Annotated in this window: 25 protein-coding genes; 11 read left to right on the top strand and 14 right to left on the bottom strand. The window is 68.6% G+C overall.

Translation table 11 applies throughout. The features are described from left to right. Positions 1–360: 360 nt before the first annotated feature. On the bottom strand, positions 361–1575 hold the full coding sequence (locus ASD77_RS04090) for a DUF3667 domain-containing protein (protein ID WP_055937686.1): 1215 nt from the start codon (positions 1573–1575) through the stop codon (positions 361–363). 102 nt (positions 1576–1677) lie between these two features. On the opposite strand from ASD77_RS04090, the gene ASD77_RS04085 reads away from it, so the two are divergent. From ASD77_RS04085 to map, 4 genes are all read left to right on the top strand, one after another. Beyond that, positions 1678–3045, top strand: coding sequence for an MATE family efflux transporter (locus ASD77_RS04085; protein WP_055937683.1), 1368 nt, complete (start codon positions 1678–1680; stop codon positions 3043–3045). Positions 3046–3115: 70 nt separating this feature from the next. After that, positions 3116–5026, top strand: a complete 1911-nt coding sequence (gene sppA, locus ASD77_RS04080) for a signal peptide peptidase SppA (protein ID WP_055937680.1) — start codon at positions 3116–3118, stop codon at positions 5024–5026. Positions 5027–5809: 783 nt separating this feature from the next. Then, positions 5810–6022 carry a ParD-like family protein gene (locus ASD77_RS04075; RefSeq protein ID WP_055937677.1) on the top strand — a complete coding sequence of 71 codons (213 nt, stop codon included), beginning with the start codon at positions 5810–5812 and terminating at the stop codon, positions 6020–6022. Further along, a complete protein-coding gene (map, locus tag ASD77_RS04070) occupies positions 6019–6795 on the top strand; it encodes a type I methionyl aminopeptidase (RefSeq protein WP_055937674.1) in 777 nt (258 codons plus the stop codon). The genes ASD77_RS04075 and map overlap by 4 nt, the downstream gene beginning before the upstream one ends. Before the next feature lie 21 nt (positions 6796–6816). Here the strand turns inward: map and ASD77_RS18010 are convergent, their stop codons facing one another. Together ASD77_RS18010 and ASD77_RS18590 are read right to left on the bottom strand one after the other, a co-directional pair. After that, positions 6817–7152, bottom strand: coding sequence for an elongation factor Tu (locus tag ASD77_RS18010; RefSeq protein WP_156383460.1), 336 nt, complete (start codon positions 7150–7152; stop codon positions 6817–6819). A gap of 92 nt (positions 7153–7244) precedes the next feature. Further along, entirely contained in the window at positions 7245–7373 is a 129-nt protein-coding gene (locus ASD77_RS18590; protein ID WP_268793360.1) for a hypothetical protein, read from the bottom strand. Positions 7374–7431: 58 nt separating this feature from the next. Here ASD77_RS18590 and ASD77_RS04060 point away from each other — a divergent pair, with 58 nt between their 5' ends. Both ASD77_RS04060 and ASD77_RS04055 read left to right on the top strand, forming a co-directional pair. Beyond that, entirely contained in the window at positions 7432–8208 is a 777-nt protein-coding gene (locus ASD77_RS04060; protein WP_156383459.1) for an SDR family oxidoreductase, read from the top strand. Positions 8209–8234: 26 nt separating this feature from the next. Next, the gene (locus ASD77_RS04055; RefSeq protein WP_156383458.1) at positions 8235–8549 is read left to right on the top strand and encodes a hypothetical protein; all 315 of its coding nucleotides are present in this window, start codon (positions 8235–8237) and stop codon (positions 8547–8549) included. A 75-nt stretch (positions 8550–8624) separates the two neighbouring features. On the opposite strand, the gene ASD77_RS04050 is transcribed toward ASD77_RS04055, so the two are convergent. Further along, positions 8625–9284 (bottom strand): hypothetical protein, encoded by a 660-nt coding sequence (locus tag ASD77_RS04050; protein WP_055937661.1) that lies wholly within the window; start codon positions 9282–9284, stop codon positions 8625–8627. 163 nt (positions 9285–9447) lie between these two features. Here ASD77_RS04050 and ASD77_RS04045 point away from each other — a divergent pair, with 163 nt between their 5' ends. Continuing rightward, complete coding sequence (locus ASD77_RS04045; protein WP_162247585.1) at positions 9448–10503, top strand: type 1 glutamine amidotransferase domain-containing protein; 1056 nt, start codon at positions 9448–9450, stop codon at positions 10501–10503. 7 nt (positions 10504–10510) lie between these two features. On the opposite strand, the gene ASD77_RS04040 is transcribed toward ASD77_RS04045, so the two are convergent. The 10 genes from ASD77_RS04040 to ASD77_RS03995 all read right to left on the bottom strand — a co-directional run bounded on the left by ASD77_RS04040 (position 10511) and on the right by ASD77_RS03995 (position 20800). Beyond that, positions 10511–11176 carry a DUF4124 domain-containing protein gene (locus tag ASD77_RS04040; protein ID WP_055937655.1) on the bottom strand — a complete coding sequence of 222 codons (666 nt, stop codon included), beginning with the start codon at positions 11174–11176 and terminating at the stop codon, positions 10511–10513. Beyond that, positions 11173–11904 (bottom strand): hypothetical protein, encoded by a 732-nt coding sequence (locus ASD77_RS04035; RefSeq protein WP_055937652.1) that lies wholly within the window; start codon positions 11902–11904, stop codon positions 11173–11175. Before ASD77_RS04035 ends, ASD77_RS04040 begins: the two co-directional genes overlap by 4 nt. A 60-nt stretch (positions 11905–11964) precedes the next feature. Next, on the bottom strand, positions 11965–12528 hold the full coding sequence (locus ASD77_RS04030) for an L-threonylcarbamoyladenylate synthase (RefSeq protein ID WP_055937645.1): 564 nt from the start codon (positions 12526–12528) through the stop codon (positions 11965–11967). Between the two features lie 22 nt (positions 12529–12550). After that, positions 12551–15061, bottom strand: coding sequence for a DNA topoisomerase I (locus ASD77_RS04025; RefSeq protein ID WP_055937642.1), 2511 nt, complete (start codon positions 15059–15061; stop codon positions 12551–12553). A 207-nt stretch (positions 15062–15268) separates the two neighbouring features. Next, a complete protein-coding gene (locus tag ASD77_RS04020) occupies positions 15269–16246 on the bottom strand; it encodes an RDD family protein (RefSeq protein ID WP_055937638.1) in 978 nt (325 codons plus the stop codon). Next, entirely contained in the window at positions 16243–17133 is an 891-nt protein-coding gene (locus ASD77_RS04015; protein WP_055937635.1) for an RDD family protein, read from the bottom strand. The genes ASD77_RS04020 and ASD77_RS04015 overlap by 4 nt, the downstream gene beginning before the upstream one ends. A 51-nt stretch (positions 17134–17184) precedes the next feature. Further along, positions 17185–17922, bottom strand: a complete 738-nt coding sequence (locus tag ASD77_RS04010) for a GYF domain-containing protein (RefSeq protein ID WP_055937632.1) — start codon at positions 17920–17922, stop codon at positions 17185–17187. A 26-nt stretch (positions 17923–17948) separates the two neighbouring features. Beyond that, the gene (locus tag ASD77_RS04005; protein WP_055937630.1) at positions 17949–18422 is read right to left on the bottom strand and encodes a DUF494 family protein; all 474 of its coding nucleotides are present in this window, start codon (positions 18420–18422) and stop codon (positions 17949–17951) included. Further along, positions 18419–19597: a DNA-processing protein DprA gene (gene dprA, locus ASD77_RS04000; protein ID WP_055937628.1), complete on the bottom strand. Its 1179-nt coding sequence runs from the start codon at positions 19595–19597 to the stop codon at positions 18419–18421. The genes ASD77_RS04005 and dprA overlap by 4 nt, the downstream gene beginning before the upstream one ends. Before the next feature lie 78 nt (positions 19598–19675). Continuing rightward, positions 19676–20800 (bottom strand): LysM peptidoglycan-binding domain-containing protein, encoded by a 1125-nt coding sequence (locus tag ASD77_RS03995; protein WP_055937625.1) that lies wholly within the window; start codon positions 20798–20800, stop codon positions 19676–19678. Positions 20801–20932: 132 nt separating this feature from the next. Here ASD77_RS03995 and def point away from each other — a divergent pair, with 132 nt between their 5' ends. The 4 genes from def to ASD77_RS03975 all read left to right on the top strand — a co-directional run bounded on the left by def (position 20933) and on the right by ASD77_RS03975 (position 25241). After that, positions 20933–21445, top strand: coding sequence for a peptide deformylase (def, locus tag ASD77_RS03990; protein ID WP_055937616.1), 513 nt, complete (start codon positions 20933–20935; stop codon positions 21443–21445). Positions 21446–21563: 118 nt separating this feature from the next. After that, positions 21564–22484 (top strand): methionyl-tRNA formyltransferase, encoded by a 921-nt coding sequence (fmt, locus tag ASD77_RS03985; RefSeq protein WP_055937613.1) that lies wholly within the window; start codon positions 21564–21566, stop codon positions 22482–22484. Further along, positions 22481–23776, top strand: a complete 1296-nt coding sequence (gene rsmB, locus ASD77_RS03980; RefSeq protein ID WP_055937610.1) for a 16S rRNA (cytosine(967)-C(5))-methyltransferase RsmB — start codon at positions 22481–22483, stop codon at positions 23774–23776. Before fmt ends, rsmB begins: the two co-directional genes overlap by 4 nt. 178 nt (positions 23777–23954) lie before the next feature. Beyond that, positions 23955–25241, top strand: coding sequence for an O-antigen ligase family protein (locus tag ASD77_RS03975; protein ID WP_055937607.1), 1287 nt, complete (start codon positions 23955–23957; stop codon positions 25239–25241). Positions 25242–25264 lie beyond the last annotated feature (23 nt).

The raw sequence follows: 25264 nt of genomic DNA, 5'->3' as shown, positions 1-25264 counted from the left end.
GGTCGTGAGGTCGTGCGCACGGCGCACGCTACGACGGCGTGCATGTTTCGACGGCGCGCATGATCGAACAAGAGAGATCCCGTTCGTGGCGAGCCCGTCGAACCACGCTGTTCGCGCCAAAGCCCGACCACCGCGGCCTGACGATCCATCGCAAAGTGCGTGGTTCGACAGGCTCACCACGAACGGCATTCGAGGCGTCGTGCTCGCGTGACGACGCGGTACATCAAATCGCCACGGACTCCTCAAGGCGTTCGCCCGTAGCGTTCGCCATGCGCACGACCTCATGACCCCACCCTCGCGCGACGCCCCTCGTGCGCACGGCGCACGCTACGAAGACGCCTCGCCAGGCTCAGCGCGCCGCTACGCGTTCACCAGGCTGGTCAGGGACAGCAGGACCATGGCGGTGACGACCAGGAAGAAGTACAGCATGCCCAGGGCCAGGTACTTCAGCAGCGTGACGACCGGGTGCTGGCGATAGACGCGCTGCTGCATCCAGAACAGGTACACCGGCATCCAGCACATGATCAGCAGCTCGGCCATCCACACCGGTGCGCGCGCCACGGTCGCCTGCGCCGGCAGCAGGCCGTCGAGGAAGGACAGGGCGAAGAACACCAGCACGCACAGGCACAGGTAGGCGTGGCTGTAGAGCGCCACCACCAGGTGTTCCAGATACACGCGGCCCGTGCCGAGGTAGGCCAGTTTCAGCAGCAGCGCGAACACCGGCACCAGCACGAACAGCGCCGACGGCACGGCGCCCATCAGCGCGTTCTTGAACAGCTCCGGATCCTTCTGCAGGCGCGGGATGTTGTCTTGCGCCCGCGCGATCTTCTTGTTCAACCAGCGGTTGCCGAAGGCGGGCAGCCAGTCCACCTGGACCGGATTGTCGGTCTGGTGCCAGGGCTTGCCGTTCTGCGAGAACAGCGAGCCGGTGGAGTCCGGCATCGGCCCGTTCTCCGGAATCCGGTCGGGTTCGGCCAGCGCCGGATGGTCGGGCTGCAGCGCGGCGATCCGCGCGCGTGCCCGCGCCTGGGTGCTACGGATGTTGTTCTCCACCTGCTCGCGTGCGAACGCCAGCGGCGGTGGGAGGGCGGCGCGTGCGGCCAGCAGTCCGTCGATGGTGCGGTCGCGCAGGCGGATGACGTCGTCGGCGCTGGTCAAGGCGTCGAAATCCACGCCCTCGTCTCCTGCCCCGGTCACCTGGACGGTGGTGCTGCCTCCCGTGCCGCCGGCAACCGCGGGCGGGCTCAGCGGGTCGCCGCCGCCGGTGGCGAACTTGCCCACGAAGAACGTCAGCACACTCAGGATCACGAACAGCCGCAGCGGCGCCACGTACGGCGCGCGGTGGCCGGCCAGGTAGGCGTTGGCCAGTTTGCCTGGCGAGAGCAGTGTGCGCAGGGTGCGGAAGATGCGGCCGTCCAGGTGCCAGAACGACTCGAACACCTCCTCCACCGCATGCCCGAAGCTGCGTAGCGGGTTGTGCGCGTTCTGCCCGCACTGGTGGCAGAAGCCGCCCTGCAGCGGTGTCTTGCAGTTGTCGCACGCGGCAGCGTGCACGGCATCGTGCGATGGGGTCATGGGGCGTTGGGGTGGCGCGGCGGGCGAGCGGGTAAGATACCGGCCTCCCGTGACCCGGTGCCAGCGCGCAACCGCGCGACCGTAGTCCGGTGGTTGATCCCCATGTCCCTTTCCCCCTCTCCGACCCCGCGCTTCGGCCAGGAAGTGCGCTCGACGGCCACGCTCGCCCTGCCGCTCGTGCTGGGCCATGTGTCCACCGGCCTGATCGGCTTCGTCGATAACGTCATCGCCGGCCACCACGCCACCGCCACGCTGGCGGCCGTCACCGTGGGCACGGCCCTGCTGTGGCTGCCGATGATGGTGCCGATCGGCACGCTGATCTCGCTCACCGCCTCGGTGTCGCAGCTCGATGGCGCGAACCGGCGCAGCGAGATCGCGCCGCTGTTCCGCCAGGCGCTGTGGCTGTCGCTGGGCCTGGGCCTGCTGATGTTCGCCTTCCTCAGCGTGGCGCCGTATGCGCTGGCCGCGTTCGGCATTGCGCCGGACATCATCCCGGGTGCGACCGCGTTCCTGCACGGCATCCGCTGGGGCGTGCCGGCGCTGACGTTCTACTTCTGCATGCGCTATCTCAGCGAGGGCACGCACTGGACGCTGCCGACCATGATCCTCGGCTTCGGCGGCCTGCTGGTGCTGGCGCCGGTGGGCTACGTGCTGGCGTTCGGCAAGTTCGGGTTTCCCGAGTTGGGCGCCGGCGGCCTGGGCATCGCCTCGGCGCTGACCATGTGGTTGCAGGCCATCGCGTTTGCGATCTACCTGACCCGCGCGCGCCGCTTCGCCGACCTGCAGCTGTTCGCGCACTTCGATCCGCCACGCCGCGAGCCCATCCTGCAGTTGCTGCGCACCGGCCTGCCGATCGGCATCACCGTGTTGATGGAAGGCAGTCTGTTCATCGTCACCGCGCTGCTGATCGCGCGGCTGGGCGCCACGCCGGCGGCGGCGCACCAGATCGCCATCAACGTGTCGGCGCTGTGCTTCATGATCCCGATGGGCGTGGCCGAAGCCACCACCGTGCGCGTGGGCCATGCGGTCGGTTCCGGCGATACGCAGGGCATCCGCCGCGCCGCGCACGCCGGCTACGTCATCGTGCTGGCCACGCAGGCGATCTCCGCGCTGTTCCTGCTGCTGGGCCACGACCTGGTGGTGTCGCTGTACACCGACGACCTGGCGGTGGCCGCGCTGGCCGGCACGCTGCTGCTGTTCGCCGCCGCCTTCCAGTTCCCCGACGGCATCCAGGTGCTGTCGGCCGGCGCGCTGCGCGGGCTGAAGGACACCCGCGTGCCGATGTGGCTGGCGGTGCTGTCGTACTGGGGCCTGGGGATGCCGCTGGGTGCGGGGCTGGGCCTGGGGCTGGGCTGGGGTCCGCAGGGCATGTGGCTGGGGCTGATCGTCGGCCTGACCGCCGCCGCCGTGCTGCTGGGCTGGCGCTTCGAGCGCAGCAGCCGGCGCTGGCAGGCCGTCAGGTCAGCCTGACGGGTGACCAAAGGGGCATGAAACCCTCACACCCGCACGCTACAGTGGGGTCAGTTTTCCGGAGTTTTCCATGAGCCAAGTCGCACCCGCCCCCCCTCCCCGCCGCAATCCGGTCGTCGCCTTCTTCGCCGGCCTGTGGGATGTGATGAACTTCACCCGCAAGCTGGTCCTCAACCTGATCTTCTTCGGGTTGCTGTTCCTGATCTTCATCGTCTTCGTCATCGCCGCCGGCAGTGGCGGGGTGAAGCCGCTGATGGAACGCACCACCTTCGTGCTGGCGCCGGAAGGCCGCCTGGTGGAGCAGTTCACCGCCGATCCCGCCACCCGCGCGCTGGCCAAGGCGTTCGGCGACAAGAGCGCCGAGGAAGTGCAGCTGCGCGACCTGCTGCGCGCCATCGACGCGGCGCAGAAGGACGAGAAGATCGAACGCATGCTGCTGCGCGTGGACCAGCTGCAGCCCACCGGCTACGCCTCGCTGCGCGAAGTCGCCGCCGCGCTGGCCAAGTTCCGCGCCTCGGGCAAGCAGATCGTCGCCTTCGGCGAGAACCTCAGCCAGACCCAGTACCTGCTGGCCGCGCAGGCCGACGAGGTCTACATCGACCCGATGGGCAGCCTGATGCTGGAGGGCCTGGGTCGCTACCGCCAGTACTACCGCGAGGGCCTGCAGGACAAGCTGGGCGTGGACGTGCACCTGTTCAAGGTGGGCGAGTACAAGTCCGCCGCCGAACCCTACGTGCTGGACGCCGCGTCGAAGGAAGCCAAGGAAGCCGATCTGTTCTGGATGAACGATGTGTGGCAGCGCCTGCTGGCCGACATCGCCAAGGTCCGCAAGACCACGCCCGAGGCGCTGGCCGCCGGCATCGACACGATGCCCGAAGGCATCGCCGCCGCCGGTGGCGACCTGGCCAAGTACGCCCTGCAGCAGAAGCTGGTGGACGGTCTGAAGACGCAGGAAGACGTGGAGAACCTGCTGATCGAACGCGGCGTGGCCGATGAGGATTCGGATACCGGCTTCCGCGCCATCGGCCTGACCGGTTACCTGACCCAGCTCGACGCCAAGCTCAATCCGCTCGACAAGCGTCCGCAGGTCGCGGTGGTGGTGGCCGAAGGCGAGATCACCGACGGCGACCAGCCGGCCGGCCGCGTCGGTGGCCTGTCCACCTCGGCGCTGCTGCGCGAGGCGCGCGACGACGAGGACGTGAAGGCCGTGGTGCTGCGCGTGGATTCGCCCGGCGGCGGCGTCTACGCCTCCGAGCAGATCCGCCGCGAAGTGGCCGCGCTGAAGAAGGCCGGCAAGCCGGTGGTCGTGTCGATGGGCGACCTGGCCGCGTCCGGCGGCTACTGGATCAGCATGAATGCCGACCGCATCTACGCCGATCCGTCCACCATCACCGGTTCCATCGGCATCTTCGGCCTGATCCCCACCGTGCCGCGCACGCTGGAGAAGATCGGCGTGCGCACCGACGGCGTGGGCACCACCCGCTTCGCCGGCGCGTTCGACATCAGCCGCCCGCTGGACCCGGCCGTCGGCCAGGTGATCCAGTCCGTCATCGACAAGGGCTACGCCGACTTCACCGGCAAGGTCGCCGAGGCGCGCAAGAAGCCGGTCGACGAGATCGACGCCGTCGCCCGCGGTCGCGTGTGGAGCGGCGCGCAGGCGAAGGAGCGCGGCCTGGTCGACGAACTGGCCGGCTTCGACGCCGCCATCGCCGACGCCGCCAAGCGCGCCAAGCTGGGCGAGGCCGGCAAGTACCGCGTGCGCTACATTGAGAAGATGTCCTCGCCGTTCTCGCAGTTCATGGGCGGCTTCGCCGGCAGCCGGATCGGTAGCGCCTGGCTGAAGGACTCCGATTTCGCCCGCGCGCTGCTGGCGCGCAGCCTGCCGGAGATGGACGCGCAGCTGCGCTTCGTCGACGAGGCCGTGAACGACCGCCATGGCGCCCCGGTGAAGAGCCTGGCGTACTGCTTCTGCGGGTTCTGAGTTCTTCCGACATCGTGTGATCGACGGGCCGCGCGGGCAACCGCGCGGCCCGTTGCGTTTGCGGGTTCGCCGCTCGCCTGCGGCACGCGACGCGCCGTGTCCGGCGCTCGGGGCATGGCGTCCGGAACGGGGAACGTCGGGTCTTCAACACGGCGACCTGGGCCGGAAACGGCGCGTCCCGAGTTCGGAACCCGCAGCGCGGCGTCCGACGCAGGGCGCGCCGCGTCCGGAGCCCCGGATATCGCGTCTTCAACTCAGCGATCCGGGTTGGCAACGTCGCGTTCCGAGTTCAGAACTCGGAATGCCGGGCCCGGAACCCGGAACGTCGGGTTCGACACGGGGCGCAAGGCGTCCGGAATACAACGCGCGGGGTTCTGCAGGTGATGCTCCGAGTCCAGGCCTCGGCGCACCGGGTTCCGGACTCGGTCTGCAAGGTTGCCGACGCCGCATCACGGGCGGCGTCGCGCATCGGGATCTTCCCCGGCGCCCCCCGGACGCCGACGACGATCCATCGTCATACCGGCGGCGCGATGGATTCTGCAGGGCATCTTGTGCGGAAGCGTGCCGGCGCCAGCGGCCAGCATCGCAGGCACGTGGCTGCCAAACCGATCCTGGACGTCGAGGAGGAGGGACGGTGGGTGGGAGGAGGCGGGGTCTGGACACGCCTGGCGATCGCCGGACGGCGGGCGCGGGATCGCGTCCGCCCGCTGGCGCACACCCCTACTGGAGGCGGGACTATGGATCGTATATGATTCATATATTCCTGTTCCCCGAGAGCTCCCCATGGGCATCGTCAACATCGACGACGCGCTGCACGACCAGTTGCGTCGTGCCTGCACCGTCAGTCACCGCTCGATCAACGCGCAGGCCAACTTCTGGATCAAGGTCGGCATGCTCTGCGAGATGCATCCGGAACTGAGCTTCCAGGACATCGTGGCCAACGAGCTGCGTGCCGCCGGGGTGCAGCCGGCACCGCTGCGCGCCGGCCACACGTGATCAAGACCGAGGCCGAACTGGCGCGCATGGCGGAGGCCGGCGCGCTGCTGGCGTCCGTGTTCGACCGGCTCGGCCGGCTCTCGCTGGAAGGCATGAGCACGATGGCGATCAACGATGCCGTCGAGCGCATGATCGTGGACGAGCTGCACGCGCGCCCGGCCAGCAAGGGGCAGTACGGCTTCCCGTACGTGCTCAACGCCTCCATCGACGACGTCGTCTGCCACGGCATGCCCTCGCATCAGGACGTGCTGCGCAGCGGACAGATCGTCAACCTCGACATCACGCTGGAGAAGAACGGGTACCTCGCCGATTCCAGCACCACCTACCTGGTGGGTGAGGTGGCGTATCCGGCGCGACGGCTGGTGGCGGCCACGTACCACGCCATGTGGAAGGGCATCGCTGCCGTGCGTCCCGGCGCGCGCCTGGGCGACATCGGCCACGCCATCGCGCAGTACGCGCGCCAACAGGGCTACAGCGTGGTCAGGGAGTACGGCGGCCACGGCATCGGCCGCGAGATGCACGAAGCCCCGCACGTGCATCACTACGGCAGGCCCGGTACCGGTCTGGTGCTGGAGGAAGGCATGGTGTTCACCATCGAACCGATGCTCAACCAGGGCCGCGCCGCGATCCGCTCGCACCCGGACCAGTGGCCGGTGCATACGCGCGACGGCACGCTGTCCGCGCAGTTCGAGCACACCGTCGCGGTGACGCGCACCGGCGCGCGCGTGCTGACGCTGCGCAGTGATGAAACGCCGTTGTGCGAACTGGGGTAGTCGGACGGCCCGAAAGGACCCTCAGACAGTCGCCCGCAGCGTGGCATTGAGCACGTATACGACCTCGCCGTGCGCCACGATGTGCAAGCCCTCCTGGACGGTGAACGCGAATCCAGGATAGAGACGGCCTGCCTGATACTCGGGCGCGAGAAGCCAGAGCTGCGCTCTCGTTGTGGCCCCGGGGGAGACCGAGTCGACACCGATGTACTCGTGGTGCGCGTCATTGAGCATGCCCTCGACGCCGAAATCATGAGTTGGTCGGTATCCGGAAAGGGCCGGACCCGATCTGCCGCCCTCATCGGTGCTCAGGAAGCGGATATCGGCTTCGATGTCGGGTGGGCGGCCAGGTCTGCTCATGGTGTCGAACGCGTGACGGGACGGAAGAGTGGAAAGGAACTTCAGTCGTCGCGCTTGAAGGCTGACCAAACAGGTTCGGGGTGAGCAACGACTCAGGCCGCGACGCTGTCCGTATCCGCCTGCGGTTCCGGCGGTTCGTCGGTTGGTGGGGGTTCGGGGGCGCGGCAGGCGGTGCAGGCCAGCAGCACGGCGGCGAGCAGGGTGAGGCGGATCCGGGTCACGGCGACGGTCCTCCTGGGGCGTGGCGCTATGCTACGCCCATCGACGAAGGAGGCGCATGTGGCGGCGAACCGGTGGCGGCTGGACGGACAACGGGCGCTGGTGACCGGCGCCAGCGCGGGCATCGGCCTGGCGATCGCGCGCGAACTGCTGGGGCTGGGCGCGGACCTGCTGATGGTGGCGCGCGACGTGGACGCGCTGCAGGACGCACGCGCCGACTTGGGCGATGAGTTTCCCGAGCGCGAGATCGGCACGCTGGCCGCCGATGTCGCCGATGACGAAGACCGCCGCGCCATCCTCGACTGGGTGGAAGACCACGGCGACGGCCTCAACATCCTGGTCAACAATGCCGGCGGCAACGTCACCCGCGCCGCGGTGGACTACACCGAGGACGAATGGCGCGGCATCTTCGAGACCAACCTGTTCTCCGCGTTCGAGCTGTCGCGCTACGCGCATCCACTGCTCGCGCAGCATGCGACCTCGAGCATCGTCAACGTCGGCAGCGTGTCCGGCATCACTGCCGTGCGCAGCGGCGCGCCCTACGGCATGACCAAGGCCGCGCTGCACCAGCTCACCCGCAACCTGGCCGCCGAATGGGCCGAGGACGGCGTGCGCGTGAACGCGGTGGCGCCGTGGTACATCCGCACGCGCCGCACCTCCGGCCCGCTGTCGGACCCGGACTACTACGACGAGGTCATCGCCCGCACCCCGATGCGCCGCATCGGCGAGCCGGACGAAGTCGCCGGCGCCGTCGCGTTCCTGTGCCTGCCTGCCGCCAGTTACGTCACCGGTGAATGCATTGCGGTGGATGGCGGATTTTTGCGGTACGGGTTCTGAGGCGTCGTCGGGTCGTGGCGTGCGGTATGAAATTGCTTGGCCAGAATCTACTTCTTGGCATCAGCCTCATGCTCATTCCCGCGCTGGCGGAAATGGCGACCGCACTTCTTGGCCACCATCCAGGCATTGGCTTGGACATACTGCTTTATCGCCCTTTCCATTTCGCATTCGCGGGACTGGCGATTCTGCTGTTCGCTGCACTCAATGCCCGGATTTTCGCGCGATCAGCGGGATCCAAGCTGGGCGGCGCTTTGGTGGGAGCGGTTTTCGCAGTCCTGTGGTTCGCTCTAGCGTTCGTTGCGGTGGCTCAGCTGCACCTGATCCGTGGAGGCTCGTTATGAGCATGAGCCGAAGCATCCGGATGCAGGCGATGCGCGAGCCTCCCACTGCGTGCATCGCATCGGATGGCCGCTGCGTTACGGCGTACGGGCGGCCGCCTCCGGCGCGCTGAACACCACGCGGCCGTCGGCATCCAGCACTTCGATGCGGGCGTCGCCGGTGCGATCCACGCGCAGGCGGATGCGGTCCTTGCCGCGGGCGTCGGCCAGCAGGATCTCGGCATCGTTGTGCTGGTTCTGCACGGCGATGCGGCGGGTGGCCTGTTTGGCCGCGTCCAGCACCTTCACGTGCGACGGCACGGCCTGGTTGATCTGCAGGCCGCTGCTGATCGGTTCGCCGTCGGCGCCGATGCGCGTCATCAGGCCGATCGCATCCATGTTGGGATTATCGAAGGCGAGCGCGGAGACCTTGCCGGCCTCCACGTCGGTCAGCGCCAGTCCGCCCACTTCGTTGCCCTTGCGGTCGTAGAACACCAGCCCGGCCGGGGTGACGGCGCGCTTGAAGGTTTCGCCGTTCAACATGGGCGGCGGAAAGCGCTGCTGGTTGGCCAGCACCACGCGCGTGGCGCCATCGGCATCCACGATGTCCAGCCGCTCCACCGACAACCGCTGGAAGTGCGGGTCCGGCGCCTTGAACGCCGTCAGCAGCACGGCGATGAAGGCCAGCGTCAGTGCGCCGGCGTAGAGGCGCAGCAGGCGCATTTCGCGCAGCAGGCGGTGCGTCGGATCGTGCGGCATCGGAGGTCCTGGTGGTGGAAATGTCCGATTCTAGCGACGCGTCCGGGGCGGTTCCCGCACGGGTGTCCGCAATCCCGACAAGCCACCGCGCGCGTGGCGCGATTGAAGTTCGTTTTACATGCCGTGCGTAGCGTGCGGGTATCGACGGACGATGGGTGCGGACATGAAACGATGGATCACGTGCGGCCTGCTGGCCTGCGCAGCGAGTGTATTGCTGGCCTGCGCGGGCGGTTTCTTCTACGTGCAGACGCTGGACCTGGACAGCCAGCCGCTGCCGGACCCGGCCAGCACGGTGGCGGATCTGGATTTCATGCGTGAGCCGATGCCGGCGACACGCGGCAAGATCCTCGCGGTGGTGACCAGTACCTCGCACTTTCCGGGCGGGGACAAGAAAGCAGGCTTCGAACTGAGCGAACTGGCGCGCGCGTATTACGTGTTGCAGGCCAATGGCTACGAGGTGGACATCGCCAGTCCCCAGGGCGGATCACCGCCGATGCGGCTGGACGACGAAGACGCGGTGGCCGCCGATTACGCGTTCCTCAACGATGCGGCGGCACGGCGCAAGCTCGACGGCAGCCTGCCGCTGCGCGAGGTGGATGCCACGCGCTACGTGGCGGTGTACCTGGTCGGCGGCAAGGGCACGATGTTCGACTTTCCCGACGATCCCGACCTGCAGCGCATCGTGCGCACCGTCTACCAGCGCGGCGGCGTGATCGGCGCGGTCTGCCATGGACCTGCCGGCTTGCTGGAGGTGATGCGGGACGATGGCACGCCGCTGCTGCGCGGCCGTCGCGTGACCGGCTTCAGCAATGCCGAGGAACTGTTCCTGATCCAGGATGCGCGCGTGCGCTTTCCGTACCTGCTGCAGGACCGCATGGTCGAAAAGGGTGCGCAGTACGTCGAAGGCACGATGTATCTGGACAACACCGTGGTCGATGACCGGCTGGTCACCGGACAGAACCCGTGGTCGACGTGGTCCACGGCCGAGGCGATGGTGCGCGCGCTGGGCCAGGTGCCGGTCGCGCGTGCACCGGGACGCGACGAACTCGCCGTGCAGGTGCTGGCGGTCTATCACCGCGAAGGCATCGAGGCCGCGCGCGCGGCGCGCGCCGCATTGCCCGAGGCGGACAAGCGCCTGCTGCTGATGCATGCGCTGGTGGCGGGCATGCAGGGGCGGCTGGGCGAAGCGTGGCAGCTGCAGGCGCTGGCGCGCGGGTGAGTGCCGCTTACGCGCCGCAGGTGCTCTCGGCGACGATGCGCGCCACGCGCTCGAAGTCGGCGCGGTTCTTCTCGGCGTTCTCGGGGCGGGCGAAGCGGGCGGCCACTTCGGTTTCGTCGCGGCGCTTCTTCCAGGCATCGCACAGCGCGCCATCGGGCACGCGGGCGCAGGTGTCGCGGACGACTTCGCAGGCCTGGCCGGCGCCGGACTGCGGGTTGCCGTCCAGGCCGACGGTGCGCAGCGTCACGCAGCGCGAGGCGGGAATCGGATCCTCGGTGACGTAGCTGTCCTTGTCGTGGGTGGTGCACTGGAACAGCACCGGCGGCGGCAGGCGGCGCGCATCCGACGAGGGCGGTACTGCGTCGGCCGCGGGTGGCGTCGGTGCGGTCGTAGCCGGAGCAGGTGTCGTCGCCGCGGCGGCCGCGGGCGCTGCGTTAGGCGTCGCCGTGCCGGCCTGGCCCGGGGCCATCGGCACGGTGTTGATGCCCTGCATGGTGCGCTGTTCCTGCTTCATACCCTTGGGGCAGGGCGCGTTCTGCAGGGTCAGCGCGCCGCTGGCGTCGGTGCAGCGGTAGATGACGACCTCCGCACGGGCGGCGGGGATGCCGGCATGCCAGGACAGGCCGAGCATCGACAGCACTGCGAGGGAACGTACGACGGATTTCATGCTCATCTGCACTCGTTGGCCAGGCGCGCATCGATACCGCGCTGTTCCAAGTCTAGCGTGCGGCGGTCGCTGGGCAGCGCGGCGCCGTAACGGCGCAGGATCTCGTAGCGGCGATCGGACAGGCGTGCGCACACTTCTTCCTGCGGCAACGGATGGCAGGTATCGCGCACCCAGCCGCCGCCGGGCACGAACACCGGGCCGGGACGCGGCCCCGGATGATGGCCACCGCCGGGTGGCCGCGGCCGTGAGCGGTCGCCGCTTTGGAAGGCGAGGTTGCCGTTGCCGATCGACACGCTGCCCGAGACGCTGCCGCCGCTGCGCGGCCACGCCGGATAGGCCGAGTAGCCGATGCCGTACGGCACCCAGCGCGGATTGCCGTCGCCGTTGTCGCTGGTATAGACCTGGCCCTCCGGCGTGGTGCATTCGTACATCGGCTTGGGCGGGGTGAGGTACACCACCCGGGTGGTGGCGGGCGGTGGCGCGGGAACGGTCTGTGTGGCGGGCGGCGGCGCCACGGCCGGGGCGCGCGGGGGATCCTGCGGGCGCTGCATCGCGCGGACTTCCTGCTTCTCGCCCTTCAGGCAGGGCGAGTCGCGCAGGGCGACGGTGCCGTTGGCGGCGACGCAGCGGTAGATGGTGACCGGCGTGGCAGGGGGGGCGGCCGACTGCGCGTGCGTGGCCGACGGCGAAGCGGTCAGCAGGGCAAGCAGCAGGGGCAGGAGGGCGCGGGGCATGTCCCCATGGTGCGCGCCGGGGCGGACGATGGAAAGGCGATGGCGCGGCCCGTATGGCCGTCAGTCACGCAGCGACTGGCCGGTCAGGGCGTCGCGGATCGCGGTGGGACGGTCCAGCCCGCCGGTGGCGCCCGGTACCACCGCGTCGACGCGCGCCAGCAGGGCAGGGTCGAGCGCGGCCTGCTCGCTGACCGCCGGTTCGCCGCTGAGGTTGGCGCTGGTCGACACCAGCGCGCCGCCGTAGGCCTGGCACAGGCCCACCACGACCGGGTGCTCGCTGACGCGCACGGCGATGCCGCGGTGCGCACCGGTGATCCAGCGCGGTGCCTGCGCGGTGGCCGGCATCACCCAGGTGTACGGGCCGGGCCAGCTGGACAGCACCTCGGTCAGGCGCTCGGTGGGCACGGCGGACACGTCGATCAGCGGCTTGAGCTGTTCCAGCGTGGCGGCGATCAGGATCAGGCCCTTCTCGACCGGCCGTTGCTTGATCGCCAGCAGCCGGTGCACCGCGCCCTCGTCGAACGGATCGCAGCCCAGCCCCCACACCGCTTCGGTGGGATAGGCGACGATGCCGCCGCTGCGGATGGTCTCGGCGGCTTCCTCGATGGTCCTTTCGATCGGCATGGCCTGGGTCCTTCCCGCGGCGTCAGAACGGGGCGTCGTCGCCGGTCGCGGCGGTGGCGGTCTTCTTCACCGTCGTCTTCTTGGCGACGGCTTTCTTGGGGGCGGTTTTCGTCGCGGTCTTCTTGGCGGCTTTCTTGGTGGCCTTCTTCGCCGGCGCCTTCTTGGCGGCGGCCTTCTTCGGCGCGGCTTCTTTCTTCACCGCCGCCTTCTTGGCCGGCGCCTTCTTGCCGAAGCCCTTGCGCACCGGCTTGCCGGTTTCCTCCAGCAGCTTGGTCACTTCGTCGAAGGTCAGCGACGCCGGCTCGCGATCCTTGGGGATCTTGCCGTTGAGCTTGCCATCGCTGATGTACGGGCCGAAGCGACCGTTCAGCACCTGGATGTCGCTGCCGTCGAATTCCTTGATGATGCGGTTGCGCGCGATCTCTTCCTTCTCTTCGATCAGGAACACCGCGCGCGCCAGGTCGATCGTGTACGGATCGTCTTCCTTCTTCAGCGACGCGTACACGCTGCCGCGCTTGGCGAACGGACCGAAGCGGCCGATGCCGACGCTGACCTCTTCATCCTTGTCCTGGCCCAGCTTGCGCGGCAGCTTGAACAGCTCCAGCGCGTCTTCCAGGGTGATGGTGTGCATGGACTGGCCGGGGCGCAGCGAGGCGAACTCCAGCTTCTCGTCGGTGTCCTTGTCGCCGATCTGCGCGTACGGCCCGTAACGGCCCAGCCGCACGCTGACCGGCTTGCCGGACTTCGTATCGGTACCCAGCTCGCGCGCGCCGGTGGCTTCGCTGCGGTCGACGGTCTCGGCTTTCTCGTCCACCAGTTCCTTGAACGGGCCCCAGAACTTCTCCATCAGCGGGATCCACTCTTCCTCGCCGCGGGAGACGGCATCGAGCTCGTCTTCCAGCTTGGCGGTGAAGTCGTAGTCCACGTACTGGGTGAAGTGGCCGGACAGGAACTTGGACACCGCGCGGCCCACGTCGCTGGGCTTGAACGCGCGGCCTTCCATTTCCACGTACTTGCGGAAGATCAGCGTCTGGATGATCGAGGCGTAGGTGGAGGGACGGCCGATGCCGTATTCCTCCAGCGCCTTGACCAGCGCCGCTTCGGTGAAGCGCGGCGGCGGCTGGGTGAAATGCTGGTCGGCGTGGATGCGGTCCAGCGGTACGGTGTCGCCGGGCTTCATCGGCGGCAGCTTGCGCCCTTCGTCGTCGTCCTCGGCGTTCTTCTGGTCCTTGCCTTCCTCGTACACGGCCAGGAAGCCCGGATCGACCACGGTGGTGCCGCTGGCGCGGAAGCTGTGCTGGCTGCCGGCGGCGAGGTCGACGCTGACGGTGTTGAGCGTGGCCGGCACCATCTGGCAGGCGACGGCGCGCTTCCAGATCAGGTCGTACAGCTTGCGCTCGTCGTCGCTCAGGTACTTGGCCACCTGCGCCGGCGTGCGCAGTGCGCTGGTGGGGCGGACGGCTTCGTGCGCTTCCTGTGCGTTCTTCGACTTGGTGACGTAGACGTTGGGCTTGTCCGGCAGCGCCTGCACGCCGAAGTCGCGCGCGATGACGTCGCGGATCTCGGCCAGCGCGTCCTGCGACAGGCTCACCGAGTCGGTACGCATGTAGCTGATCAGGCCGACGGTGCCTTCCTCGTCGCCGATGTTGACGCCTTCGTACAGTTTCTGCACCACCTGCATGGTCTTGCGGGTGGTGAAGCCGAGCTTGCGCGAGGCTTCCTGCTGCAGGGTGGAGGTGGTGAACGGCGGCGCCGGGCGGCGCTTGCGTTCCTTGCTGGTCACGTCGGTGACGTGCAGCATGCCCTGCGCGGCCTGCTGGATGCGCAGGCGCGCCGCTTCGGCGGTATCGCCGTCAGTGACGGTGAACTGCTCGAACTTCTGCCCGTCGAGCTTGGTGAGCTTGGCGGTGAAGGCCTGGCGCGGATGCGCGCACTCGGCCTCGATGCTCCAGTACTCGCGGGCGATGAAGGCTTCGATCTCTTCCTCGCGCTCGACGATCATGCGCAGCGCCGGCGACTGCACACGGCCGGCGGACAGGCCGCGCTGCACCTTGCGCCACAGCACCGGCGAGAGGTTGAAGCCGACCAGGTAGTCGAGCGCGCGGCGCGCCTGCTGGGCATCGACCAGGTCGCCGGCGATCTGTCGCGGCTGGGCCATGGCTTCCTTGATGGCGCGCGGGGTGATTTCGGTGAACACCACCCGGTGCAGCGGCTTGTCCTTCAGCAGGCCGCGTTCCTTCAGGATCTCGGCGATGTGCCAGCTGATGGCCTCGCCCTCGCGGTCCGGGTCGGTCGCCAGGAAGATGTCGTCGGCGCCCTTGGCGGCCTTGGCGATGGCATCGACGTGCTTCTCGTTCTTCTCGATCAGGTCGTAGCGCATCGCGAACCCGTTGTCGGGGTCGACCGCTCCTTCCTTCGGCACCAGGTCCCGGACGTGGCCGTAGGACGCCAGGACGGTGAAGTCCTTGCCGAGGTATTTATTGATCGTCTTGGCCTTGGCGGGCGACTCGACGATGAGCAGGTGCTTGGGCATGTCAGGGGTTCAGGGCTCGGGTGGGCCGTCCGGGGGGCGGCTAGGGTGCCCCGGATGCGGGCGCCAGAGAAGCGGACGCCCGGGGCAGGGGCCCCGGGCGTTCAGTTTCCTATTTATAGTGGTGTCACGGCCGGGGCAGGGCTGTCAAGCCGGATCGTCACCGCCGGTCCGGGGCCGCGACCCCGGTCACGCCGCCGGCGGGCGGGCTCAGCGGCCGAGGGCGGCGGCCGCGCCGATGGCCGCGATGACCAGCAGGATGGCCCCCACGAAGAGCAGGCCGCCGATGATCAGGACGACCAGGGTCACAGTGCCCAGTTCCTCGCGCTGGCGGTCCGGGTAGGCCGTGAAGGCCCATTTGTCCACCACCAGGGTGTCGCACATCATGTCGTGCAGCGCCTGCTTGCGCTCGGTGAATCCGGCCATGACGTAGCCGATGAACAGGATCAGTCCGCTCAGGATCATGGCGAAACAGCGACCCACCGCGCGCAGGAAGCTGATGGGCTCGCCGTCGCTGCGGGTGACCTTGATGCCGATGGCGAGTTTGCCGGGCGTTGCCTGCAGCGACGAGGACTGGAACCACGAGAAGTAAACGACACTTATCGCGAAGCCGACCAGGCCGGAGACCAGTTGCAGCAGCACCATCCCGCTGTCGTCGGCAAATCCCATCATGCCGCCCATGACGGCGCCGATGATCATGCCGACAAAGCCGCCGATGACGCTGGTGATCAGGTAATCGATCAGGTAGGCCGCCGTGCGCTTCCAGAAGCCTGCGTGGACCACGTGTCCCGCCGACACGACGGCCGCGTAGGGACGCACGCCGATGTCGGCACGCGGCGCGGCATAAGGCGAATCGGCGGCCGAAGCCCCCGTTTCGGCGCGCATCACCGGCGGCGGTGTCGCGTAGCTCGGTTCGCTTGCGGTGAACACGGCGCGACCGGTCAGCGGTCGCTCGACGGGGGGCTCGATGGCGGCCTCCTGGGCCGCCGCCGGCGGTGCGGCCACTGGCGTGGCCGCGATGCCCAGTCCCTCGGCCAGATCGCCCAGCGGCGTCCACTGGCTCATGCCATCGCGCCAGGCGAGCGTGGAGGTGTTGAGGGCGCCTGTGCGGAACAGCGACACCAGCGCATCCTGCGCCACCGGACCCTGGCGCTCATGGCGCAGGTCGACGTAGTACCACTCGGTCATGACAGGTCCTTCATCAGCATCATGCCCATCACCGCGTAGATCGCGATGCTGCCGACGATCGCCAGGCCGGCCAGGGCGAGGATCACGATGGTCACCACGCCCAGCTCGTCGCGCTGGCGTTCGGGATAGGCGGTGAACGCCCACTTGTCGACCACCAGGGTGTCGCACAGCATGTCGTGCAGCGCCTGCTTGCGCTCGGTCAGCGCCACCATCAGGCCGGAGATCAGCACGCCCAGGCCGCAGGTGACCATGGTGAAGACCAGATAGGCCAGCGAGCGCAGGAAGCCGCGCCAGAAGCTCATCCGCTGGCCGTCGGTACGCGCCACCTTGATGCCCACCGCCAGCTTGCCCAGGCTGGCCTGCAGCGAGCTGGACTGCATCCAGCCGAAGTAGATGCAGGGCGCCAGGAACAGGATCGGATAGATGGCCAGCATGGAGGCGAGGCCGGCCCCGGTGGCGAACGGATTGTCGGAGCCGCCGGCGCCCATTACGCCCACACCGATCAGCATCAGCGGAATCATCAACGCATAGCTGATGACGGTGGTGACGATGCTGTCGATGAAGCTGGCGGCAAACCGCTTCCACAGGCCCGCGTGCACGAGATGGCCGGCGACGATGGTCTGGAAGGACGCCAGGTCCGCCGTCGGCGGCGTATACGGCGCGTCCGCTGCCGGCACGGCGACGTCCACGTCCGGCGTGGCGATGGCATCGAGTTGCAGGTCAAGTTCCGTGGCGACCGCGCTCAGCGGCTGCCAGTCCTGCAGCCCCTCGCGCCACACCAGCGATGCGGCGCCCAGGCGCGCATGGCGCACGTGGCTTTCCAGTTCCTCGGCCGAGAACGGCCCGTGCCGCTGCCCGTTGGCATCGGCGTAGTACCACTGCGTCATTGCGTCATTCCCCGGTGAAAAGCGTGGCCCGCGTCGCCACGCTGACGTTGTTCAGCCCCGGCAGTCCAGCGGCAGGTACTTGTCGTCGATCTCCGACGAGCAGTGCCACTCGCTGTTGTCGCTGCCGAGGTCCCACCACAGCTTGCGGCCATCGATCTGCGCGTTGCCGGTGTTGGCGAATTCCAGCTCGAAGCCGCAGGTACCGTCGTCGAACTCGCCGATGACGGCGCGAGTGACATAGGTGCCGGCATAACTTTCGGGCGTGCCGAACGTTCCTTCGCCGTTGCTTGGGCAGCGGCCTTCGGCGTCGAAGAATGCCTTCACTTCGCCACGCAGCTCGACGTTATCGACCGTCGCTTGTGTGACCTTGGTGCGAAGCGTGTAGTCGTTGTAGGCCGGAAGCGCGATCGCGGCGAGGATGCCGGCGATGCCGATACACGGCACCACCATCACCGCGGCGACGATCAGCGCGATCTTGCCGCCGGACATGCGTGGTTTGGCGACCGGCGCGGCGGGCGTGCGCAGCAGGCGGTCCTGCGGCGCGGCGGCGGCAGAGGGGCCCGCAGGCGCGGACGGCACCGGAGGCGGCGTGCCGACTGTATCGACCGGTGCGGGGTTCAGGCCGAGTTCGTCGGCGAAATCGCGTAGCGGTTGCCATTGCGGCAAGCCTTCGCGCCAGACCAGGCTGTCCAGCGCAACGCGCCCGAAGCGGTAGTGGGTGACCAGTTCATCCGATGAGACCGGACCGTGCTGTTCACGGTTCCGGTCGGCGTAATACCAACCCGACATGCTTCCCCCTGAAGCGGATCAACGCCTCAGTGTACCGGCTCGGGCTCGTCGGCAAACATCTGGGTCTCCATCCACGCGTAGGCGGCCTCGGACCCCGGCTGGTTGAACAGCACCATCAGCACGACCCATTTCAGGTCGTCCAGGTCCAGTTCGTCCTGGTCCAGCGCCATCGCCCGGTCCAGCACCAGCTCGCGCTGGTCGGCATCGAGGACGCCATGCTGTTCCAGGAACAGCAGGAAGCCGCGGCAGTCGACGTCCAGCTTCTCGAGTTCCGGGCCATGGAAGACCCGGGTCGGACCGCCGACGCGCGGCGTCGACGCCGCCGGACGCTGGTCGGCCAGGGCATCCAGCCAATCGAAGGCCTTGCTGATCTCGGTGGGGCTGAAGCCGGCCTGGATCAGGCCGTTCTGGAGAGAGTCGCGGTCGCGGACGGGGTCCGCATCTTCGGTGAAGTAGTGTTCGAACAGGTACAGCAGTACATCCAGGATGCTCTCTTTCATTGCCCCTCGGCCTGCGTCATCGACGCTGTGGAGGTGAAGAAACCGGTCTTTCTCTGGTATCGGCCGTGTTCCGCCGTTACTAAGCCATCCAGTTCCATGACCAGCAGCATGGAGGACAGTTCCGCGGCCGTCAATCGGGTGCGTGAGACGAGCTGATCCATACCTGTTGGGTCATGACCGAGCGCTTCCCACAAGCACTGGTAGTCGACGTCCAGACGGGGTGGCATCTCGCCCGGGCCTGCGATCACCCCCGATTCAGTCTCGCCGAGCCGCGCACGCAGGGCATGGGCCAGGTCGTTGGCCAGCGGGGCGAGCGCCTCGACCACCTCGCGAGGCTCCTCCACCAGCGCGGCGCCGTCGCGGATCAGGCGGTGGCAGCCCCGGGCCTTGGGGTTATGGATGGAGCCGGGAACGGCGAACACCTCGCGTCCCGCCTCGCCGGCCTGGCGGGCGGTGATCAGCGCGCCGGACTGTTCGGCCGCCTCGACGACCAGCGTGCCCAGCGAAAGTCCAGCCAGGATCCGGTTGCGGGCGGGGAAGTGACTGCGCAGTGCGGCCGTGCCGGGCGGGTATTCGCTGACCACGGCGCCCTGTGCGGCCAAGTGGTCGCGCAGGCGGTCGTGCGTGGGGGGATAGGCGATGTCGGGACCGGTACCGACCACCGCGACCGTGGTGCCGGCGCCGGCCGCCAGCGCGGCTTCGTGGGCGGCCGCATCGATGCCGCGGGCCATGCCGCTGACCACGACGATGCCGGCCGCCGCCAGCGACCGCGCGAAGAAGTGGGCGTTGTCGCGACCGCCGCTGGTCGGGCTTCGGCTGCCGACGATGGCGACGGCGGGTCGCCAGAGCAGGTCGGGATCGCCGTCCACGAACAGGGCCAGCGGAGGGCTGGAGATCGTCCGCAGGGGCGCGGGGTAATCGGCATCGTGCCAGCCGATCAGGTGATGCCCGGGCGTCTCCAGCCAGCGCCAGGTGCGCTCGAGCGCACCGTCGGGGTCGCCACCCTGCAGGCGGGCGATCTGCGCGGGGTCCAGTCCCTCCGCGCGCCACAGGGCGATGCCCGCTGCGAGCGCCTGCGCAGGGGTGCCATGGCGTTCCAGCAGGCGGCGGCGGGGCAGGACGGGGCCGCCGGCCAGCACCAGCCTGGCCAGCGCAATCAGATCGTCGTCGGGCATGCGGCCAGCGTAGGTCGCATATGACGACGGCGCCCTCAGGCGCCGTCGCGGTGTTGCGTAGGAATTGCCTGACCCCGGTCAGTAGGCCGCGTCGGGGTGCTTCAGTTCGTAGCCGACGCGCGTGACGTCCACGCTTTCCATCACCAGCGCATAGCTGACCTTGTCGAAAGTGCGGAACACCATCGCGTGGCTGGCGTACTCGTCGGGCAGGCTGACGCGGCCGGCGCCGGACTTGGTCGACTCGCTGATGCGCGAAGACTCCGGGTGGGCCATGCGGTTGGCGGTGTGGCTGCCATTGCGCCAGATCGAGAAGACCGTGCCATTGTCCACACCGTCCAGGCGACCACCGGAAATGGCGATCACGTCGCGCGTGCCGCCCGAGGTGAGGGCGTCGGCCACTGCCAGCACGCGCAGCTTGCCGGCCGGGTCGCTGGCGGGCGGGTGCGGGAAGAAGTGCAGGTCGTAGGGCTGGGCGTCGACCGGGATCAGGCGGTCGCCGACGCGCACCTCATGGCCGCCGATGTCGGCCACCAGCGTGCTGACCTCGGTGCCCGGGACCACGCCGCGGGTGAAGGTGGCGACGTTGACCTTGGCCAGCTCGTAGCCCAGGAAAGCACCCTTGCCCGATTGCTCGACGATGTCCTTCCACTGGTCGATTTCGCCGCGGATCGTCCGGCCCCGGAAGTCCAGGTCCTGCGCACGCGGGTTGTCGGTGAACTTGGCGGTAGGACGCACGACCAGGAAACGCTGGCCGGCCTGCGCGCCGTCCAGGCCGCGGACGTAGATGTTGTGGCCGCCGGAACCGCGCAGGCGGTCTTCTTCCAGGCCGGCGACATGCGGCAGCTGCTCGAAGCTGTCGACGACGCGACGGTCCTTCAGGTAGGCCTCGATGTCGGACAACGGGATCGCGCTGAGCGGCGCCTCCTGGCGCGGACCCGGCTGCACCGCCACGCGGTCCAGGTAGGCCAGGCTGATGACGTCGCCCGGATAGATCAGGTGCGGGTTCTGGATCTGCGGATTGGCCTGCCAGATCTCGGGCCACAGCCACGGCTTCTTGAGGAAGCGCGCGGAAATGTCCCACAGCGTGTCGCCACGCTTGACCACGTAGGTATCAGGATGGCTTGCCGCCATCTCGGCGGCAGCCGCATAAGTGCCGACGGTCAGCACCGCAACGGCGAAAACCGTACGAAAACATTTAAACATGGCGGTATCTACCTGATTCCCCGACAGGTGGTCAGCACTATAGTCCAGAAAACCCGGCGCAACGCAAGCGCCCGCGTTAGAATTCGTGAGGCCTTGCCGGATTCCACTGGCGCCCCCCTCCCGAGACGTACCATGGCCCTGCTCCCCATCCTCGAATTCCCTGATCCGCGCCTGCGCACGAAGGCGGTGCCGGTCGACGCTGGTGATGTGACCACGCCCGCATTCCAGCGCCTGCTCGACGACATGTTCGAGACCATGTACGACGCGCCGGGCATCGGCCTGGCCGCCAGCCAGGTGGACGTGCATCAGCGCTTCATGGTCATCGACATCAGCGAAGAGAAGAACCAGCCGCAGGTCTTCATCAACCCCGAGCTGAGCGACAAGCTCGGCGAGCAGGTCTACCAGGAAGGCTGCCTGTCGGTGCCCGGCATCTTCGCCGACGTCACCCGTGCCGACGAGGTGACCGTGCGCTTCCTCGACCGCCAGGGCCAGCCGCAGGAACTGCGCGCCGACGGCCTGCTGGCCGTGTGCATCCAGCACGAGATGGATCATCTGGACGGCAAGCTGTTCGTCGACTACCTCTCGCCGCTGAAGCGCGAGATGGTGCGCAAGAAGCTGGCCAAGCAGCGCAAGCACGTGGCGTAACGCGGCAAGGCGGGAACGGGGAACCGGGAATGACGGTTCGCTGCCGCTCCGGCGGCCCCGTCGTCGCCACGGCCGTGGTCTTCCCTTCTCTGTTTCCCATCTCCTGTTTCCCGCGCCCATGAGAATCGTCTTCGCCGGCACGCCGGCGTTCGCTGTGCCCTGCCTTCGCGCCGCCCATGCCCACCATGAGGTGGTCGCGGTCTACACCCAGCCCGACCGGCCGGCTGGTCGCGGCCGCGGACTGACGCCTTCACCGGTCAAGCTGGAGGCGATCCAGCGCGGCATCCCGGTCCTGCAGCCGCTGTCGCTGAAGAAGAAGTCCACCCAGGACGCCCTGCGCGAGATGCAGCCGGATGTCATGGTCGTGGTGGCGTACGGCCTGATCCTGCCGCAGGCGGTGCTCGACATTCCGCAGTACGGCTGCTGGAACGTACACGCCTCGCTGCTGCCGCGCTGGCGGGGTGCGGCGCCGATCCAGCGTGCCATCGAGGCCGGCGACGACGAGACCGGCGTCTGCCTGATGCAGATGGAGGCCGGCCTCGATACCGGTCCGGTGCTGCTGGCGCAGAGCCTGCCGATCGGGCCCGACGACACCGGCGGGCAGTTGCACGACCGCCTCTCCGACCTCGGCGCGCAGGTGCTGCGCGATGCCTTGGGTCTGCTGCGGGCCGGCGTCCGTCTGCCGCCGCATCCGCAGTCGGAGGTGGGCGTCGAGTACGCGCACAAGCTGGACAAGGCGGAAGCGAAGCTGGACTGGACGCAGCCGGCCGAGGTGCTGGCGCGCAAAGTGCGCGCCTTCAACCCGTGGCCGGTGGCGGAAGCCCTGGTCGCCGGCGAGCGCCTGCGTATCCACGGTGCGGTCGCGGTCGAACAGGCGCATGCCGCGTCGCCCGGCAGCCTGCTGGCCGCCAGCCGGCAAGGGCTGGATATTGCCTGCGGCCGCGGTGTGCTGCGACTGCGCGTGGTGCAGCGCGAAGGCGGCAAGGCGATCACCGCCGCCGACTACCTCAACGCGCGACGCGACCTGGTGTTGCCGTGAGCACCCAGGCTGGGGTGGCGGTGCGGGTCCTTGCGACCCGCGTAGTGGACGCCGTGATGCACCGCGGCCGTTCGCTGAAGGCCGAACTGGCCGCGACCCTGCCCCGGATCGAGGACGTGCGCGATCGCGCCTTGCTGGAAGCGATCTGCTTCGCGGTGCTGCGCTCGCGCGCCCGCAGCGAGGCCGCGCTCGCGGCATGGATGCCCAGGCCACTGGCGCGCGCCGACAACGAGCTGCGCGCGCTGCTGTATGTGGGCTTCGCGCAGGTGGTGGTGATGGAACTCCCAGCCCATGCCGCGCTGTCGGCGACGGTCGAAGCGGTGCGCGCGCTCGGGCGTCCGCACCAGGACAAGCTGGTGAACGCCCTGTTGCGGCGCGCGCAACGCGAAGGTCTGCCGACGGCGCCGGCCGATGCCCTGTGGCCGGCGTGGTTGCGGAAGCAGGTGCGCGAGGACTGGCCGCAGCACGCGGACGCGATCTTCGCCGCCAGCCAGCAGGAGGCGCCCCTCTGGTTGCGGGTCAACCGGCGCCACGGCACCCGCGACACGTACCGGCAGCGGCTGCTGGACGCGGGCATTGCGGCGGCATCGGTGGACGGCATGGCCGACGCCTTGGTGCTGGACGCGCCGGTCGCGGCCACGATGCTGCCCGGGTTCGCCGCGGGAGACGTATCGGTGCAGGACGGCGCGGCGCAGCGGGTCGCCGACCTTTTCCAGGATCTCTCGACGGGCGCGCGCGTGCTCGACATGTGTGCCGCGCCCGGTGGCAAGACCGCACATCTACTCGAGCGGGATCCCTCCTTGCAGGTGCTGGCGCTGGATGTCGACGAACGGCGCCTGCAGCGCGTACGCGAGACCCTGCAGCGTCTCGGCGTGGAGGCGGCGCTGCGCGCGGCCGACGCGACCGACACCGCCTCGTGGTGGGACGGCCAGCCCTTCGACGCGGTCCTGCTGGATGGGCCCTGTTCGGCGACCGGCATCGTCCGCCGGCAACCGGATGTGCTGCTGCACCGGCGCCCGGAAGACCTGGTGGCGCTGACCGGCCTGCAGGCGCGCCTGCTGGATGCGGCGTGGCAGGTGCTGCGCCCGGGCGGGCGACTGGTCTATGCGACCTGTTCGCTGGTGAAGAGGGAAAACGCGGAGCAACTCGCTGGCTTCCGTGAGCGACATCCGGACGCCGTGGCGGAGTCGTTGGGAGACGACTGGGGCCACGCGGCCGTGGACGGTCGACAGCGCCTGCCCGGCGAGCGCGCGATGGATGGCTTCTTCTACGCATCGCTGCGCAAAGCGTGAGTCGCGTTACAGGATGCTGCGACGAATGATCGTCTCACGCTAGAGAGCGCAACCGGAATGGCCGGCGTGCGGCATACTTCGCAGGCGCCACACGTCTATCGGTTCACGTTCCGTTGACGTTGTGACGACATGGACGGCGCAGACTTCCTCGTCGCAGGAAGTTCCGGTTGCCACCCCGATGATCGTGCCGTTGCCATTCGCAGGACCCGAAGTGATGCAGGGAAGTAGTACACGTCGACAGGATGTCGCGCGCGGGCTCGCGTGGCTGGCCGGATTCAGTGCCGCAGCGCTGTTGGTGGTGCCGAAAGGTCTGTCGGTCTTCGCCGCGTTGATGCTGGCGTCAACCGTCGTGGCCCTGCCCGATGCGTGGCGCAGCGGGCGATCCGTGCCGCGCACGGTGTACGTCCTGTTGGCGGCTGCGTTGGGCGTGATCGCGGTCGTTGCAGTGTCCATGTGGATGAGTGGCGCGTCGCTGGAGGTGTTGGACAACCCCTCGCGTGCCTTGCTGCTGCCCTGGTGCGCCTGGCTCGCATGGGTCACGCGCGTGCGCATGTCGAGCCTCTGGTACGGCGCACTGGCGGGCCTGCTGGTCGCTTTCGTGATCTCGAACGCACAGGTGTCGCTGGGCGTCGAACGGGCGGGCAGCGATGCGAATCCGATCGTGTTCGCCAATGCGGTGTTGACCCTCCTGGTATTTGCCGTCTTCTGCCGCCCGCCCCAAGGGGAATGGCCATTGCAACTGCTACTGGCCCTGGTCATCGTGCTGGCCAGCCTGGTGGTCATCCTGAGTGGCAGTCGCGGTGTCCTGCCCGGCCTGGGGCTGGTCGTGCTGATGTTGCTGGTCGGCACGGCGTCGCGTCGCCGCTGGTGGCGCCTGGGCGGAGCGGTCTGCCTGCTGGCGGGATTGTTCGTCGCCATGTGGACGGTCCCCTGGCTATCCGCCCAGTTCCGGCTCGACCAGTTGCATGCGGACGTATCGGGCTTCGCTGTCGGCGAAGTGGATCAGCCCATCAGCGCGCGCATGGCCTTGCTGTCGGTCGCCTGGGACGCCTTCCGCGAATCGCCGCTGATCGGCGTGGGGGTCGATGCCTTCGCGGCGCGGATCGATGCCAGTGCTTATTGCCTGAACGAACAGCGGCACTTCTGCGGGCTCGGCCATGCGCACAACGACGTCGCGCAATGGGGGGCCACGATGGGGCTGGTGGGGCTCGCCGGTCTTGCCCTGCTCTACCTGACGCCCTTGCTGGTCGCGGCGCGCCAGATCCGGCAGCAGCACCTGCACGTATCGATTGGCCCGTCCTGGACGGCGGGCATGCTGGTGGTGACCTACTTGGTGTCCGGCATGTCGCAGTCGATGTTTTCCCATGCGCTCAGCACCAGTGCCTTCGTGGTGTTCGGTGGACTCTTGCTGGGAAGCGCCCTGACTGGCGCCGGCCAACCCCACAGCCTCGATTCACATAAATAAACTGCAGTGAAATGCGGTGGAGA

The sequence above is a fragment of the Pseudoxanthomonas sp. Root65 genome (genome assembly GCF_001427635.1).
Taxonomy (GTDB): Bacteria; Pseudomonadota; Gammaproteobacteria; order Xanthomonadales; family Xanthomonadaceae; genus Pseudoxanthomonas_A.
The sequence above is the reverse complement of the archived record's forward strand: the minus strand, read 5'-3'. Positions and strand labels throughout refer to the sequence as shown.

Excerpts from the sequence above, each read along its gene's own strand:
- dprA (WP_055937628.1), bottom strand. The coding sequence starts at position 19,597 with ATGCCCGACGACGATCTGATTGCGCTGGCCAGGCTGGTGCTGGCCGGC.
- ASD77_RS04030 (WP_055937645.1), bottom strand. The coding sequence starts at position 12,528 with ATGCCGATCGAAAGGACCATCGAGGAAGCCGCCGAGACCATCCGCAGC.
- def (WP_055937616.1), top strand. The coding sequence starts at position 20,933 with ATGGCCCTGCTCCCCATCCTCGAATTCCCTGATCCGCGCCTGCGCACG.
- ASD77_RS04025 (WP_055937642.1), bottom strand. The coding sequence starts at position 15,061 with ATGCCCAAGCACCTGCTCATCGTCGAGTCGCCCGCCAAGGCCAAGACG.
- ASD77_RS04010 (WP_055937632.1), bottom strand. The coding sequence starts at position 17,922 with ATGTCGGGTTGGTATTACGCCGACCGGAACCGTGAACAGCACGGTCCG.
- ASD77_RS04035 (WP_055937652.1), bottom strand. The coding sequence starts at position 11,904 with ATGCCCCGCGCCCTCCTGCCCCTGCTGCTTGCCCTGCTGACCGCTTCG.
- ASD77_RS03975 (WP_055937607.1), top strand. The coding sequence starts at position 23,955 with ATGATCGTGCCGTTGCCATTCGCAGGACCCGAAGTGATGCAGGGAAGT.
- sppA (WP_055937680.1), top strand. The coding sequence starts at position 3,116 with ATGAGCCAAGTCGCACCCGCCCCCCCTCCCCGCCGCAATCCGGTCGTC.
- ASD77_RS04055 (WP_156383458.1), top strand. The coding sequence starts at position 8,235 with ATGAAATTGCTTGGCCAGAATCTACTTCTTGGCATCAGCCTCATGCTC.
- ASD77_RS04090 (WP_055937686.1), bottom strand. The coding sequence starts at position 1,575 with ATGACCCCATCGCACGATGCCGTGCACGCTGCCGCGTGCGACAACTGC.
- ASD77_RS04040 (WP_055937655.1), bottom strand. The coding sequence starts at position 11,176 with ATGAGCATGAAATCCGTCGTACGTTCCCTCGCAGTGCTGTCGATGCTC.
- ASD77_RS18010 (WP_156383460.1), bottom strand. The coding sequence starts at position 7,152 with ATGAGCAGACCTGGCCGCCCACCCGACATCGAAGCCGATATCCGCTTC.
- ASD77_RS04020 (WP_055937638.1), bottom strand. The coding sequence starts at position 16,246 with ATGACCGAGTGGTACTACGTCGACCTGCGCCATGAGCGCCAGGGTCCG.
- ASD77_RS04075 (WP_055937677.1), top strand. The coding sequence starts at position 5,810 with ATGGGCATCGTCAACATCGACGACGCGCTGCACGACCAGTTGCGTCGT.
- ASD77_RS03995 (WP_055937625.1), bottom strand. The coding sequence starts at position 20,800 with ATGTTTAAATGTTTTCGTACGGTTTTCGCCGTTGCGGTGCTGACCGTC.
- ASD77_RS04050 (WP_055937661.1), bottom strand. The coding sequence starts at position 9,284 with ATGCCGCACGATCCGACGCACCGCCTGCTGCGCGAAATGCGCCTGCTG.
- ASD77_RS04015 (WP_055937635.1), bottom strand. The coding sequence starts at position 17,133 with ATGACGCAGTGGTACTACGCCGATGCCAACGGGCAGCGGCACGGGCCG.
- ASD77_RS04085 (WP_055937683.1), top strand. The coding sequence starts at position 1,678 with ATGTCCCTTTCCCCCTCTCCGACCCCGCGCTTCGGCCAGGAAGTGCGC.
- ASD77_RS04045 (WP_162247585.1), top strand. The coding sequence starts at position 9,448 with ATGAAACGATGGATCACGTGCGGCCTGCTGGCCTGCGCAGCGAGTGTA.
- fmt (WP_055937613.1), top strand. The coding sequence starts at position 21,564 with ATGAGAATCGTCTTCGCCGGCACGCCGGCGTTCGCTGTGCCCTGCCTT.
- ASD77_RS04005 (WP_055937630.1), bottom strand. The coding sequence starts at position 18,422 with ATGAAAGAGAGCATCCTGGATGTACTGCTGTACCTGTTCGAACACTAC.